Annotated in this window: 10 protein-coding genes and 1 pseudogene; all 11 read right to left on the reverse strand. The window is 39.9% G+C overall.

The window, feature by feature from the left end; genetic code table 11:
* Nucleotides 1–138: 138 nt before the first annotated feature.
* Nucleotides 139–1065, reverse strand: coding sequence for a glycoside hydrolase family 43 protein (locus tag ACQ86H_RS15250; RefSeq protein ID WP_246862767.1), 927 nt, complete (start codon nucleotides 1063–1065; stop codon nucleotides 139–141).
* Between the two features lie 216 nt (nucleotides 1066–1281).
* Nucleotides 1282–2682 (reverse strand): glycoside hydrolase family 140 protein, encoded by a 1401-nt coding sequence (locus ACQ86H_RS15255; protein ID WP_431291622.1) that lies wholly within the window; start codon nucleotides 2680–2682, stop codon nucleotides 1282–1284.
* A 1-nt stretch (nucleotide 2683) separates the two neighbouring features.
* Nucleotides 2684–5845, reverse strand: a complete 3162-nt coding sequence (locus ACQ86H_RS15260; RefSeq protein WP_431291623.1) for a DUF6298 domain-containing protein — start codon at nucleotides 5843–5845, stop codon at nucleotides 2684–2686.
* A 184-nt stretch (nucleotides 5846–6029) separates the two neighbouring features.
* Nucleotides 6030–7670 (reverse strand): polysaccharide lyase, encoded by a 1641-nt coding sequence (locus ACQ86H_RS15265; RefSeq protein ID WP_431291624.1) that lies wholly within the window; start codon nucleotides 7668–7670, stop codon nucleotides 6030–6032.
* A gap of 1 nt (nucleotide 7671) precedes the next feature.
* Nucleotides 7672–9326, reverse strand: a pseudogene (locus ACQ86H_RS15270) (pectate lyase family protein).
* 393 nt (nucleotides 9327–9719) lie between these two features.
* Complete coding sequence (locus ACQ86H_RS15275) at nucleotides 9720–11735, reverse strand: RagB/SusD family nutrient uptake outer membrane protein (RefSeq protein ID WP_431291625.1); 2016 nt, start codon at nucleotides 11733–11735, stop codon at nucleotides 9720–9722.
* A gap of 36 nt (nucleotides 11736–11771) precedes the next feature.
* Nucleotides 11772–12134: a hypothetical protein gene (locus ACQ86H_RS15280; RefSeq protein WP_431291626.1), complete on the reverse strand. Its 363-nt coding sequence runs from the start codon at nucleotides 12132–12134 to the stop codon at nucleotides 11772–11774.
* Complete coding sequence (locus ACQ86H_RS15285) at nucleotides 12131–14065, reverse strand: SusC/RagA family TonB-linked outer membrane protein (RefSeq protein WP_431295409.1); 1935 nt, start codon at nucleotides 14063–14065, stop codon at nucleotides 12131–12133. Before ACQ86H_RS15285 ends, ACQ86H_RS15280 begins: the two co-directional genes overlap by 4 nt.
* Nucleotides 14047–14394 (reverse strand): hypothetical protein, encoded by a 348-nt coding sequence (locus ACQ86H_RS15290; RefSeq protein WP_431291627.1) that lies wholly within the window; start codon nucleotides 14392–14394, stop codon nucleotides 14047–14049. Before ACQ86H_RS15290 ends, ACQ86H_RS15285 begins: the two co-directional genes overlap by 19 nt.
* Nucleotides 14375–15007, reverse strand: a complete 633-nt coding sequence (locus ACQ86H_RS15295; protein WP_431291628.1) for a carboxypeptidase-like regulatory domain-containing protein — start codon at nucleotides 15005–15007, stop codon at nucleotides 14375–14377. The genes ACQ86H_RS15290 and ACQ86H_RS15295 overlap by 20 nt, the downstream gene beginning before the upstream one ends.
* A gap of 478 nt (nucleotides 15008–15485) precedes the next feature.
* On the reverse strand, nucleotides 15486–16331 hold the full coding sequence (locus ACQ86H_RS15300) for a hypothetical protein (RefSeq protein ID WP_431291629.1): 846 nt from the start codon (nucleotides 16329–16331) through the stop codon (nucleotides 15486–15488).
* Nucleotides 16332–16419: the final 88 nt, after the last annotated feature.

Here is a 16419-nt window from a genome sequence, read left to right on the forward strand (position 1 = left end):
CCTGAAATTAACCTCAAATGCTTACAGTGAGGTTTTCAGCCAGTTTTTCATCTTATAAAGATCCTTCGTGCCTCAGGATGACAACAGTATTTAAGTTTAAACCTCGTAGGTTTTAAAAACCTACGAGGTTTGTAACCGCTATTTCAATAAATTCTCAATCAATTCCTTTTTCACTTTTATAATTGTCCCGTGTTTATGTCCTTCTGGCACTGAAACTTCTGCTGTTACATCTTTAAAAGTTTTAAAATCGGCTGTTTTATAAGCCGAATAAATCTTTTGTCCGTAAGCGTCGAAGTAGATCAGCCAATCATTTTTAACTTTTACTACCGTTGGTCCTTCTGTTAATTTAGGGCTAAAGGTTTCCGAAATATTTTCATACGGACCTAAAGCATTTTTTGCAAAAGCAACCTTTAAATTTCTATTCGGACGGGTATTATCCTTCAGCACCAGTACATAATCTTTAACAGCCCTTTTCACAATAACCGCATCAATCACACTGAAACCAGGATCTAAGAAGAGTTTAAGCTCCGAAAAAGTCACAAAATCCTTTGTGGTGATGCTGTACATGCGGTGGTTGTTTTCTTCTTCTTCTATTCCCTTTGCAAAACGAAATGGGATGGTTGAGGCCCAAATGATCACATATTCCTTTTTCTCGTCATCGTAAAAGATTTCAGGCGCCCAAACATTTACGGTTTTAGGTTCTTTCTCCATTACCGGAAGAAATTTCTGCTCCGTCCAGTGGATCAGATCTTTTGAACTGGCATAACCAAAACCTTTATCACCTTTCCAGCTGCAGGTCCACACCAGATGAAATGTTCCATCAGGCCCTTGAACAATGGATGGATCACGTAGCACTTTTTGTATTCCGACTTCAGGTTTTAAAAAGGTTTTGTTTAAATCTGTCCAATGGTAGGCATCGTAGCTGTATAAAAGCCTTAAACCCTCAGTTGCGGGTTCATGAAAAGAAGTGAATAAATAGGCTTGTTTGGTGCAGGAGCTTAATCCGCACAAAAGCAGGCCAATAATGGCGAAACGAAATGATGCTATGGATTTTGGTTTAAACACTGTTTTTTATTTTCTTTAGTTTAACTGTCAGTCTGAGCGGAGTCGAAGACCTCAAGTTGTAATAATTAAAGAGATTGCCCTTCGACTACGCTCAGGGTGAAATCCCTATTAGATTATCGCAATAGATTTCTCCATTCCGTTACACTCCAGTCGAAATGACGATTTTTTTAAAATGATACACCTTAAACCCTCTACCTTTAAACCCTCAACCTTCTTTTATATCCCCTCCAACACCAACACCCAATCGTTACCATTTGCAGATTCGCCGGGCGGGTTAAATTCTTTAATTCCTTTATTTTCAAATTCTCCGATTTTTATCGTTTTACCTGTTCTTGGATCAAACCAGGATGCTTTTACTTCATCACCATCAATTTTGCCCATTTGTACACTGAAATTTCGTCCCGTATAGGTGTAAAGCAATGCAAACTCTTCCCCTCTTGTGGCAAGAATGCGATCGTACTTTTCGCCATTTTTACCTGCAATTAAAGTTTGATCGGGTATGCGGTCGAAATAAGGATGTACCAGCATTAAATCTTTTAAATATTGCATCTGTTTTGCACCTGGCGCGTTAATGGCAGTAATCCATTGGTCTTTCGGACCATAAGCAGGTTTTAAATCTGTCTTTTTGTACAGCTGCATCACCGAATTATGGCCATAAGTATAACCAAAAGCACCTGCAAAAACCGACCAGTAACCATATCTTCTTACATCGGCATCTGTCCAGCGGGGTTGTGTGGTATCGTGCAAACCTTGAGGAATATCCTCGTAAGATGGTTCCCCATCAATGGTTGGTTTGGTAGGTTTCAATTTATAATCCGCTTCGACATATTTCCAGTTGTCTTCGCCATAATGCAATTTTTCATTTTTAGAAATATCCTGATCATAACGGCGGTGACCTGATTGAATCATATCAAAATCACACCATTTAGCCTTTTGAAACCATTGTGATGATGCTGTTCTTCCCCTTGGATGGAAAGTAATGAGGTGATTGGGATCATTGGCTCTTAACGTTTCACCGATGGTATTCCAAACGTCTGCACCGTCACTTCCTTTAATATCGCCACCATTTAACCAAATGATGTTCCATTTGTCTTTATAACGTTTAGCTAAAAACTCACAATAAGCCTTTGCCTGCGTTTTATTTACTTTTTTATTTTTCACATTGGTACCCCAAACCGGAACCAAGGCCATATAAAGACCTTTTTCCGCTGCCTGATCAACGATATAATCCACATGGTCCCAATAATCGTAAGCCAGTGAATCTTTTGGATCATTGCCCGGCGTAAGCATCGGCTTTGAAATATCGGCATGAACCACTGATGAATCTAAATACACATTACTTGAGGGAACATCGTGCAACAACATCACCTGGATTACATTAAAACCTTTCTGTTTACGATCTTCAAGGTAAGTGTTCGATTCTTCCCGGGTTAACCGGCTGAACAATAACCAGGCTGTATCGCCCAACCAGAAAAAAGGTTTGCCATTGCCGGTGGTCAGGTATCTGCCATTTTCAGAAACCAGGAGGCTCTTATCTCCAAAATGAGGCTTTTTCTTACAGCCAAAAGCGACGCAGGAAATAATAGCAATTAAAAATATGTTGGTTTTAAAGTTCATGTTAAATTTTATTAATGATAATCACTTCGTCGCCTGCTGCTGCTTTATTTAATTTCACTACGGATCCACCGTTTATTTTCTCTTCTTTAAGGGCTTTTCCCGTTTTGGTATTCAATATTTTAACATTAAATTTTCCAGAAAATTGACTTAAATCGAGATTGATGGCTTCAGTAGAAGCATTATATAAAATATAAGCTTTGCCTGCATTTTCCAATCCGTACTGTTTTGCTGATTTGCCTGCCGGAAGAAATGGATTCATAGCGGACGCAAGATTTAAAATAGAAGCATCTATACTACTTACGTTAGATAGCGAACCTCCGGCCATTAAAATAGCCCATCCGAAGCTGTCAAAACTATCTGCCGAATAAATCACTGCTTTTTCAGGGAATTTGTTTTTGTATTCGGATACGGCATGATAAACTTCTTCGAAGGACGTTTTCTTCGGTTTTAGCAAACGGGCATGTTGACGTGGGGCCAAACTTAATCCGCCTTGTGGTGCATAAGCGGTTCCATCTGCCTGGTAATGCCAGTAACGGATATCGATCAGGTCAACCACTCCAGCACGTTTTGGATCGGCCAAAATTGCATCCTGAACATCTTTGTTCACACTTAAACCGATAATCGGGTGTTTGCCTGTTTCTTTCTCCCATTCGTTAATGGTATCGATCCAGAACTGAACAAAATGCAAAGGACCAGTAAATTCGGCACCGATTAATTGAATGACACCGGAATTTCCGTCAAAATTCTCTAAACATTTTCTGATATAAGCTTTATGGATAGCCCTGCGGTGTTCGTTGGTGATGTCGTAAAACTGCTCGGCCATAAAAATGCGTTTATCCCCGGCATAAGGCACAGGTTCAGGGAAACCCGTATTATTGATGTTGTTTGCGGTACGCCATGGAAAATCGGCATAATGTGCACCAGCTTCGATTATATTGTGCTGAAAATAATTTTCGTGGATCAACACCAATCCTTTCTGATCGGCAAGGTTTGCAAATTGTTTCAACCTGTCCCAATACCAGAGGTTATATTTGGTGATGTCGTATTTGCTCAACCCATCCCAGGCTTTATCCTGTCCGCTACGGGCGAAAGGCAATTCGTAAAAAGGTGCCCAAACTTCTCCATCCATGCGGCGGATGCGTTCGTGATCGTCCCTTCTCCTGTCGTACCAAAGTCCATAGTTATGATCAAGCACCTTAACCGAATCGTTTTTCATCGAATCGGTAATTTCATCAAGGTCATCTGTTAAGCCATTTCCTGAGCGACCGGGAACAAAACGGGTAATATGGAATTTAGTATTTTTTAATCCATAAGGACGGGCACTGCCGTTCCACCAGGGTACATCCTGGCGATCCCCCACCACAATTTGATTCCCACGAACCAGCCACCCATTTTTGATGCTCATCGCGTTAGCAAGCGTGGGCTGAAGCACCTTATCCAAGCCAATTTTATCAATATTTTTTGCCTGCCCGGTTTCTGTCGGGATTTTATTCCGATCAGATGCCCCATCAATGTATTCTGAAACGGTTAAAGCAGGTTTGTAAGCCAGTTTTGTGAGTTTTTGGGCAACATCAACGGGCGGACTGCTTGATGCTTCGGTTTCAACCGGAAGAACAAAATTCCTGGTTTCTGCATCATTCCCGATCCGGTCTGCTAATTGAGCATAATATAAACTGCGGGGCTGAATCTGCTCGTTCGACATGTCCCAATAACCGTTTCCGGCAAATTGCGACCAGGTTCCGAAAGCCCAGTTTTGTGCGGTTGGTGGTTGAAAATTATCAACCCTTGCAGCGCTACATTGCCAAAAAACACTGTTCGCGGCACTCCAGCCTGCGCCTTGTCCATCTTGTCCGCGGTTTAAGTAACTTAAAGCTTGTCCATCTATATTGACAATATCGAATAACACACCTGATGCCCAACTATCAATCGCTCCACTGAAACTGAAAGGTAAATAAGACTGACATTGAACGAAAACATTTGGTCCCGGAGCACAGAAACCCACTGCAAAATCGTGGTAACCATATTCAGAATATAACCTTTGGAAAAGCGTTTGCTGACCTGTGGTTAAAAAGGTAAAACGGCGTTCGCCACCAATCTCAGAAACCGGTGCAAGTGATTTACAATCTTCAACGGTAATTCTTTTAGCGGTTTCGAGTAGATTCACGGCAGAACCTGCAAAATGCTCAAAAACCACCTGACGCACCCATGCATCTTCTACGTTTTCTAAACAGATGGCTGTCCAGCGGTGATATTCATCTTTAATATTTTCTTTATGGTAATCTGATTCGATTTTTAGGTTTTCCACACCCGATTGGGCAATTCTGCCCTCCCACTGGTATTTTGAAACGGTGCCTCCGCCATATTTAGCATCTAATGCAGTAGTAATTGGCGCATCAAAAGTAATGCTTGATCCGTTTATTGCGGTAATTTTACGGTCCCAATGGATATCCCTGGTTCCTGGTTTCCAGCCTAAAGCACTTTCACCACCACCAAATTCGACTGTTTTTAAGGTTTCAATCCATTCTTTAGTAGATGGGCGGTTGATGATGATTTTATCGCCAACTTTAAGGCCGTTGGTATTTGCCAAAGTAATTTTATTTGCATTTACAGGCACATAAGCATCTGTAATGGCAATGGGTTTTTCTTCAATTCGGTTCTTTTTGCCTAAAATCCTGATCACACCAATGCGATCTAAGCCTGTGGCAAAAATCATGGTACCGTTTTCGCCAAATCCGCTGCCACGTAGCACCACGCCAGAGGCGGTTAATTTTAATGTTCCGGCAACTTCGTAAGTTCCTTTTTCCAATAAAACCGCACCACGTAAACCATCTTTCCCGACAGGCAATTTTGAAACATAATTAATGGCCGATTGGATCCTTAAAGTGGCATCACCTTTCGCAAGAGGAACAACAACTTTTATTGTAGCAGTTGGAATGGCTTTTTCGCCTGCCATGTAACCTGCATAAGAAAAATCGGGAATGCGGTTCCCTTGTTCATCCGGGGTATAAGCCATTTTACCATTTTTGCCTTTGTAGATGGGTTTTGGTGGCTCAACAGGCTTTGTTTTTTGTGCAAAAGACAAATTTGCAACTAAAAACAAGATAACCATCATGGCGAAGGTTTTTAGTTGTATTGCTTTTGATATATGGTTAGTTTTTGGCATATTTTTATTATTTGACCACAAAGGCATCGAATACCCTTCTCTTTGGCCGTCATTTCGAGCGGAGTGCAACGCAGTCGAGAAATCTATTTTGCTAGATAGATCTCTCCATTTCGCTGCGCTTCAGTCGAGATGACGATTTTTTGTAGAAGAAGATTACCAGTCTTTCAGCTTTAGTCTTTCTTCTTTAACCTTTCGCAGGCCTCACCTTATTAACATCCACCAGGCTATTTAAATATACTTCAATATTCGAATAACCTGATTTCGAAATTTTGGCAGCGTCTTTTGCATCTTTTGGGTTTAAACCATTTTTAGTTTCCCAGGCATCGGGAATACCATCATTATCAGTATCCACATAAGGTTTTCCTTTATATTCAGGGTAACCGCCAACCTGGGCAATATCCGAAATAATGCCTTTTTTGTAAGAATCGGCTGGCAAACGGCGTTTTACATAACTTTGTTTGGCAGGTAATTTATCCTCTTCTACGTGTTCAATTTTACCGGTTGTTACTTGTTTAATAATTCGTTGGTCTACCGCATCACGAACCGGTAATGAAGCTCCGGCATTGGCCAAAACATAATCATAAGCTTTTTTGGTATCGATGATGGAAATCTTGGCCATAGGTAAAGGTTGATCCGTACGGATGGAATCCAATAGTTTCTGTTTATCTCTTTTGCTTTCAGGCTGTACACCACCATCCCAGTTGTTTTTGGTTACTTTTTCGTTCCCTTCAATGATATTGCCGGTTACGTAAGCTTTACCAAATTCGTTGGCGAACTTTTTATCTCTACCCGATTCAGGTTTTAAGATACGATAAGAAATTGGTTCTCCGGCAGGTGTAATGGGTCCTGGTTTATAATAATTGTTGATGAAGCTATAAAATGAGGCATTATCGCCACCGTCGGCACTTCTGTTCCACCAGTTGAAGATCACATTATTGGCAAAACCAAAATCGCCATACATGCCCACCGATGGATTTCTGCTGATGTTTGATGCCCAAAGGTTACGCATAAAAGTGGAATTTAAACCACCAATTGTACTTCCGAAAGCGTGGTTATAGGTATCCAATGCTTCGGAAAAGATTGAATTTTGGATGGTGACGTTTACAGTAGGCAATTTAACAGGTTTAGAACCGTCTTGAGGATCATATACATGGCGATAAATCGACATATTTTCATCCAGTCCCCAGCTTGCCGAAACGTGATCGATAATAATATTTCCAACAGGATTGCCGCCAATGGCATCATCTCTTCTGGTAACATCGGTTGCACCACGACGGAAACGCATATAACGGATCACCACATCGTGGGTATTGATCCATACCGATTCGCCAGCGACACATACGCCATCACCAGGTGCACTCTGACCAGCAATGGTTACATAAGGTGCGCGAATGATCAATGGTGTTTTTAACCTGATGATCCCGGAAACGTTGAACACAATAATTCTTGCTCCACCCTGTTCGCAGGCTTCCCGTAAGCTTCCTTTGCCCGCATCATCAAGACTGGTTACCACATACACTTTACCGCCACGACCACCAAATGAATAAGCACCACCACCTTCGGCTCCAGGAAAGGCCACCATTTTAGATTGAGGCAAATCGCCTGGTTTGGCTGCCCATGGAATATAGGGTTTACCGTGTTTGGCCTCTTCATCCACAATGGATTTTACCTTTAAAAACTGCTTTTCCGATTTATCTTCGATGCTTTTCAAAAGTGAATCAGCTTTCTTTTCCATCGCTTCCGGAATAACCGGATATTGGGCGAAAGCCATATTTCCAATTCCACAAAGTGCAATAATGCTAAAAATTGAATTCCTGGTGCGCATTTTAGTTTGGTTTTACAATGGAAACAGGAACTACACTATTTAAATAAACTTCGATATTAGAATAACCACTTTTGGTGATTTTTGAGGCATCAGAAGCATCTTTCGGATTTAAACCGTTTTTCAGTTCGTAAGCGTCAGGCATACCGTCGTCGTCTGAATCTTTGTAAGGTGTTCCTTTATATTCCGGATAACCACCCACCTGCGAAACTTCGGTAATGATACCCTGTTTATAAGAATCGCCAGGGAGTCTGCGGTGTTCGAACTGGAAAGCGGACGGCTTGGCATCAGGATGCACCTCGATTTTACCTGTGCTTACCTGTTTAACTACGCGGGTATCAACCGGATCTCTTTTTGGTAAAGTAGCTCCTGCATTTGCCAATACGTAATCTTTTGCCTGTAAGGTAGGTATAATACTGATTTTTGGCATTGGGAAGGGATCTTTTGCCTTCATCGCTGCGAAATATTTACTGGCTTGCTCGTAAGACATTAGATTTCCTTTTTTATCTTCCAGCTGTACACCGCCATCCCAGTTGTTTTTGGTTACTTTTTCATTCCCATCGATGATATTTCCAGCGACATAAGCACGTCCGAAAACCACATAAGGTAATTTACTGCGACCAGATTCTGGTTTTAAAATGCGGTAACTGATCGGGTCTTTTAATTCGGTAACGGGACCTGGTTTGTAAAAGTTATTGATGATGTTGTATTGCGCAGTATAATCGCCTCCATCTGTAGAGCGGTTATTCCAGTTGAACACCACGTTATTGGCGAAATTGAAAATTCCGTTCCAACCGATTGATGGGTTCCGGGCACCATTATCAGCCCAAAGGTTACGTACAAAAGCACAGTTTTCTCCCCTAAGGTTGAACCAAATGCATGGTTCCAGTAATCTAATGCTTCAGAAAAAATCGAATTTTGGATGGTAATGTTCACCGTTCCTAGTTTTTCTTCGGTTTTGCCAGTGCTATCGTTATACATGTGGCGGTACATCGACATGTTTTCGTCCAGTCCCCAGCTTGCAGAAACGTGATCGATCATGATGTTACCCACCGGATTTCCGCCAATGGCATCATCTCTACGGCCTACAAAGGTTTCGCCCCTTCTAAAACGCATAAAACGCACAATTACATCGTGTGTATTTAACCATACCGATTCGCCAGCCACGCAAACGCCATCACCCGGAGCCGTTTGTCCGGCAATGGTAATATAAGGTGCACGGATAATTAACGGGGTTTTTAACCTGATGATCCCTGCAACATTGAAAACTACAATCCTTGCGCCGCCTTGTTCACAGGCATCACGCAATGACCCCGGACCGCTATCATTTAAATTTTTTACTACGATTACTCTACCGCCATGACCACCAAAACTATAAGCGCCTCCGCCTTCAGCACCCGGAAAGGCCAATAATTTAGATTGTGGCAAATCGTTCGGTCTGCCAGCCCATGGGATATATGGTTTGCCTTCGCCTGCTTCTTTAGCAATAATAGGCTTGGCTTTTTCCCAGGCAATGTCCGATTGATGATAAGCTTCTTTCATCATCGAATCGGAAGACTTTTTCACATCGGCAGGGATATTGGGATATTGTGCGAAAGAATAATTAGCGGAGAGCATTAATGCTGTTGTGAACAACAGATTTAAAAAGTTCTTTTTCATTTGTGTTTTGCCCGTTAAAGAAGCAAAAGAAATTTAGCTGATATTTTTTGATTGGTGAAATTGTCAATCGGGAATTTTATAAAAATCGGCTCATTTCTGTTTATTTCTTTGGTTATAAGTTTTGGTTAGAAAGTATATTATATTTCAAAATTGCATGCAAAAATTGGCTGTTTACTGTATAATTTTGGCCAGGTATTGTATCATCTTTTCATTTGGTTAAAATGGCTGTAACAAATCAAATTCATTTTCACAACCGTGTTACAAGATAGAAATAATATTCATATATAAATGTAACATTCTTAAATGAAAAAAAAGGAAACAAATTAATGTTCCCTTTTTCTAAAAACCAAATATAAAAAACCAGGGCGGCGAGCAAACCGCCCTAAGATCTTGTTATTTCAGTGGATCGAACGTGCCAGCACTATTTATACTATCCCAACCTGTTGTTTGTTGTAGGTAAGGACTTGCCGATAATACGGTTTGATTGATTCCAAAGAAATAATATTGAGGATACCAGGTAAATTTCCAATTCGCTGGACTTGTTTTGTCAAGATCATCCCGAACACTTACCTTAAAATAGTTATCGTAAAGATAATCAAGGTATTGATCGTATGTTGTTATGCCTGCAGGATAGGTTGCGGGGTCTCTGTCAATTAACGGAGCCGTTCCTGTAGCAGGTTTTAGTAATGGATCATTTGCGCCAACATAATCTGCACCTGCAGTTGTTTTAACGCCAATATAAAAACCAGTTCTGCGCGTACCGTTTAATGGAGCAAAACCTAATCTGGCTGTAGTTGCGCCTGATTCAAATAACATCCACCTCCTTAAATCCCAAAAACGTTTACTTTCATAAGCAAATTCTATTTTTCTTTCATTTAATACGGCTGCAAATAATTGGTCGCGGCTTAAGCCATTTCCAATACCATACGAACCATCGGTGCCTGCTAAAATACCTGCTCTATCTCTTATTGATTTGATTCCATCAAAGCCTTCGCTCAACTTATCTGTTCCAATAGCCGATTCGGCTAGGTTAAGCACTACTTCAGCGAATCTTATTTCCATATAATCTGTCGGACTATTGCTAAAATTACCGATGGAGTTGTTCGCATTTGGATTATTTGCTTTGCATAAATAGATACCACTAGCATTGGCGCCTTTAGTTTCGGTAGTTCCATTATAACCTGCTGTAGCTGTTTTTTTCCATACATAAGTCCATTGTTTATAATTTGTTGCTCCGCTATATGGCCAGATGGCACCGTTATATACAAAAGTTTTATAAAAGCGTGGATCTCTATTTTTGTAAAACTTAGCATCAGAATATGGGTAAGTTGAAGATGAAGCTGTAATCGGTTTACCATCTCTCATCGGGAAGGCATCAACAATCTGCTTGGTTGGAGATATTGATCCAGCCCCATTAATTTCACGCGAACGTGTAGCCTGTTCCCAGCCATTGTTTTTTTGTGGGTTTCCGGTGGTCAGCGCATTGAAGCCAAAAGCGAATACAGATTCGATACTGTTATCAGCTGTAAACATATTTCCCCATGCCACACCGTTTGCTGTTCCTCCCACTTTATACAAACCAAAACCATTTGATTCTAATAACGTTTTTGCTGCCAAGTTTGCCTGGTAAGCTCTGTCCCAGCGGGCCCGGTCATCAGTACGGTTAAAAAGTGGACTAGCCCATGTTAACAGTACTCTGCCTTTTAGTGCGGCAGCAGCACCTGATGTAATCCTTCCATTATCTACGCCTGCCCATTTTCCTGGCAATAAAGAAATTGCCAGATCTAAATCTTTAACAATCTGTTCGATACAGGCAGAAGATGAACTTCTTTGTATTTCATTTGCTGGACCAGAAGAAACAATCGGGTCTTGAGGTGTTAATACTAGTGGTACACCACCATACAATTTAACCAATTCGAAATATTGCCAGGCTCTCCAAAAATACATCTGTCCTTTAAATTTATTGGTAACATCTGTTGTTAAACCGTGTTTGTCAATTTCCTGAAGGAAAAGATTAATCTCTTTCATGCGTGTCCAGGTATTATTGGCTACACTGTTTGGCAAACGCTGGCCAAAGTATTTTAAAGCATTTGAATTTACATAAGAGATCTGAGCCCATTCTTTATTCCAATCTGTTTCACCTGCCAGTTCATCAGTTGTTTGGGTAAAGGCCGAACTGTAAGTACCATTATCAGTAGCACTCTGTACCTGAACATTCGGAGTTCCGTTATTGGCAGGCAAAAACATACCATAAACATAATCTACATATCCCTGAGCTAAGGATGCTTCTTGAAAAACCTGCTCATTAAAGCCTGCATAATCTTTTTTCTCTTCTAAAAAACTGTCTTTGCAGCTGGCGCTTAAAACTACCAGTGATACCAAAACATATATTATTTTATTCTTTTTCATGTCTTTAAAATTTAATAGTATAACTACTTTTAATTATTAAAACGTTACGTTTAATCCAAAAGAAAACGTTTTCAGGTTAGGAAAAACGTCGTATGCTGTATCACTGTCTCTATATGAATATGGATTATAGAAATTATAAGGGTTCAAGGCTGTTGCATAAACACGTACATTGCTTACTTTAACTTTTTCGAGCCAAGCTTTTGGCAAAGAATAATTTAACTGTAAGCTGGCCAAACGCATTCTAAAAGAAGAAACTTTCCAGAAATTTGAAGTTGGACTTAAACTTGTAGCTTCCCAGTTAGGATTTGGCATTGTACCAGTTGGATTAAGAATCGGATCGTAAATATCGCCCCAGATTTCTGGCACACTAGCAAAAGTACGGGAAATAGAATTGTTCATTTTTTTCGCGCATCAATTTCCGACCACCCTCCAAACGAGCCTGAAATTACCGCTTCAATCCCAATTCCTTTATAATTGGCTTTCAATGTTGTACCGTAACCGTAGTGGTTGTTAGCTTTTTTAGATAGTTGTACCTGATCATTAAAATCGATGATGCCGTCAGGGCCAGCAAAAGTTCCATCAGGTTGTAGCGGTCCTCTAACATCTCTATAATAAAGCATACCTGGTTTTAAATCTTTTGCCAAAACTGCTGAACTGCTTCCTGCGGCGCCCGGGTTAACCGAGGTGATTTTATACTGATTTACGTAAGCATCAATTTCCTGCTGATCTTTGAACATGCCTAAATAATCGTAGCCCCATTTACCAACATCAGATGAGGTGCCATTACGTGGATTCCATGGATACAATATATCGTTTGCGTTATAATCTGCCTTAATTACTTTATTGTCTGACCATGCAAACCTGAAATCGACTCCATAACTGAAATCTTTTCCAATTTTATCATTCCATCCAATCCCAAGCTCATAACCAAAATAATCTGCTGTTGCATAATTTTGTGAAGCTACTGAGCCTCCAATGGTAATTGGAATGTTGGATGTTACCTCTGTTAAGATGTTGGTGGCATGATTGTAATAACCATCAGCAGAAAATGTAAGTCGGTTTTTTAAGAATTTAGCATCAATACCTATGTTGTTTTTAAGTTCGTCGCTCCAGGTTGCATCTGGATTTGGAGACGCCTCCATTTTATAACCTGCTGTAGCATTACCATCTCCACCGAAAACCGCTCCTTTACCATCCTGGAATGTATAACGCTGTCTCCATAACCAGGCTTTGGTTTGGTCGTTTCCTAATAAACCTATAGAGTACCTTAATTTCAAGAAGTCAATACCCGGCACTTTAAAAAAGTCTTCCTCAGAAATTACCCAGCCTAATGAACCTGAGTAAAAATTGCCCCAATAGTTACCTGGTGCAAATTTGGTTGAGGCATCACTCCTGAACATAAATTCGGCAAGGTATTTATCTGCGTAACTATAATTGGCCCTGGCCACATAAGATAGCGATCCACCTTCTGATTTTGTGGTACTTCCGTCAATAGCTCCTGTAGCTGAGTTAAACTGACCATTTGTTTGCTGTATAGGATCCGCTTTAAAAACCACTTCGTTATCATAAGCCTGTTCTGATCGTTCTACCGTTGCTAAAGCACCAATGGTATGTTTTCCAAAAGTTCTGTTGTAGGTAAGCACAAAGTTCGATTGAGTTGAACTTTGTGTGGTGTTCGAATAATAAAGCCTGTTACCATTAGAAGCTACAAGCGCAGTTGGCTGTGTTGCGCCATCGTAAATATGCTCGTTGGTGCCCAATTTTTTAAAGGTGTATACATTATATTTTGTACCGATCTGTGAGCCGGCGCTACTGCCCATATTTCTCGAATATGCAGCTCTTGCACTTAAGCCTTTTACGAATGGAATATCATATTGAGCATTTAAGTTTACAGTATAATTTGTAGTTCTGGTATTAGCCAAATTGCCCAATTTTTCAATTTCATAGAAATGATAAGTAGAAAAATCGTTCGTTGTTCCTGGTAATTTAACAGGATATCCATTGATATAAATAGGAACATAACGTGGTGCAAGAATCAGGTTACGGTAATCGTTATCATCCAGTTCGCTACCAATTTTATTAAAAGTTTTAATCAGTTCACTATTGTTTCCTGAAACCTGTAAACCCACTTTTAGGTTAGTAGCAACTTTAATATCGGCACCTGATCTGAAATTCCAACGTTTAAAATCAAGACTTGAAAGATTTCCATCCTGTTTGTAGTAAGCGATATCACCAAAATAAGTTGCACGGTCTGAGCCTCCTGAAATACTTAATGTATGTTTCATATTATAGGCCGATTTCCATGCGTCTTCTAACCAATCGTAATTGATATTTTTAAAATGTTCAAGTTCATCCTGGCTAAAAAACTATCCGCCGCAGAGGCTCCTGTTGGATTTACATTTGCGCCGTTAGGTCCGTTCATAATGTTATAATACATGCCAAATTGGTAGGCACTAAGCATTTTGGTTCGGTAAGCTTCATCATTAACTGCATAAGAACCGCTATAACTGATGCGTGGAGGACCTATTTTACCGCGTTTAGTTTTTACCAATACGACTCCGTTACCTGCTCTTGTGCCATAAATTGCCGCTGATCCATCTTTTAAGAAAGACAGACTCTCAATCTCAGATGGATCGAGGTTATTGAAAAAGTGTAGCATCTGGCTGCCCGTTCTGAGGATTGATCTGGATTACATCATCAATAACATATAGTGGATCTGTAGAACCACCATCTTTAGAAAAAATAGTGTTTGGATTTCTGATGGTAAGTTTGGCAGTAGAACCTGGTCTGGAAATACCTCCACTTACACCAACACCCAATATTTTTCCTGCCAGGGCAGCACCGATGTTACTCGCTGGTAAATCTTCTACTTCTGCTGCTTTGATATCAACCACAGCACCGGTTAAATGACTTCTTTTCTGAGTACCGTAACCTACCACAACTACATCTTCTAAGCTCTTGTTTTCGGATACCAATCGAACGGCTATATTGGTTTGTTTACCCACTTTGATTTGCTGTCTAACGTATCCGATAAAAGAAAATACCAGCACATCATCATCAGATTTTACCTGAATGGTAAAATTTCCATCCGAATTTGTACTTACATTACTCGGAATCCCTTTTAAGCTTACGTTCACACCAGGAATTCCCTGTCCATCTGCCTGATCGACAACCTTTCCCGTCACCTTTCGGTCCTGGGCAAAGAGGATTGTGCTTGCCAGTAGCATAAAAAGCAATGACAAAGAAATTTTGCGTAAAAATTTTAAGTTCATTTTATTATTTGGTTAGTTAATATTATTATTTAGGCTGGTTAGAGGCCCGCGTTTTAATGCTTTATGTTATAACTAATTGTCTAATTACACTGATCAATCAGTTTTTAAACTTTTGTTGTTAAGAAGAACAAAATAAATCGTTCGATTAACGCTTATAAAAATTAAAGTGAAAAAAATCGATGTGATTTGGCTCATTTTTTTATTTGGATCTAGATAAATATTTTGGTTAGAAAGTATGGTAATTCAAAGTTGCAATCAAAAATTGCCTGTTTTAGCGAGTATGTTCGCTATTTATTATACGATCTTATCAAATTGAAGGATAAAATATATAAACAACAGCCAGTGTTTTGATTTGGCGATACAAGATATAATTAATTCATATATAAATGAAATATTCTTAAATAAAAAAATCGAGACAATTAAATTGCCTCGATTTTTAACAAAAAGTGAAATTATTGTCTACCTAAAACTTCATGTTTTAATTCTGAATTTTCACATCAACATTTAAGAAAACTCCCCGGGATGAATTATTACTGGAGATGGAATTGACGTAGAAAGCACCATACTTACCTTCGGGCGTTAAGAAATAAAATAAACTGCCCGGTATTAATCCCGTAGTAATAGATTTGAGTGTGGGTTTTGCGCTTTTACCTGCTGTAAGAATCTGCGCACCGGTTCTTAAATTTAAGAAAGCTGAAGCTTGTCCCGTTTTTGGGGCAGCAAGTAAGGTTGCACGTTTATTTGTCCATGTGCTCATATCATAAGCGGTAAATGGCATCGGATTGGCATCTAAAGCATAAGTATTGTACAAATAACCGTTTACACCATTGGCCGTTACCGGCGTACGATAAATACCAAGATCGATTTTATCGGTGTTCTCTTTACCGTTGGAGTAGCTGTATAGTTGTCCGCTGGTTAAAGAAATATAAGAATTGGCTACTTTGGTAACGGTGTCCGGAATAAAGATTTCTCTGGATGACCAATATTTATAATCGGGCAGCACATTTAAAGTAATGGTTTTGTAACCATCGCCCAGGTAAATGCCACCTTTATCCAACGCCCAAATCCGGTAAGAGATTAACCCCACCCTTGTGTCCATTTTTAGCTTAACGATACCTGTAGCTTTTTTGCGCTGTGTATCATCCAGTGCAATTTTTGTAGGGATGGCAGATGAGGTTTCGAAAATACAGGCCACATACATATCTGTTTTAGGCGATTCGATGGTGTATTCTAAATAAACACTATCGCCTACGTTTACATCTTTATAACTGGTTACAGCATAAGGGCTTTTGGCCGAATAGGTTACCGTAACATCTTCGAACATGTTAAATATATTAGTGGTTTCTTTTTTACAGGCTGTAAAAAAATTGTTGCCATTACGATCAGGCCAACAATATTTAAATTTCTTTTCA

Origin of the sequence: Pedobacter sp. P26, from assembly GCF_050632135.1 — a bacterium.
In the GTDB taxonomy this organism is placed as follows: domain Bacteria; phylum Bacteroidota; class Bacteroidia; order Sphingobacteriales; family Sphingobacteriaceae; genus Pedobacter.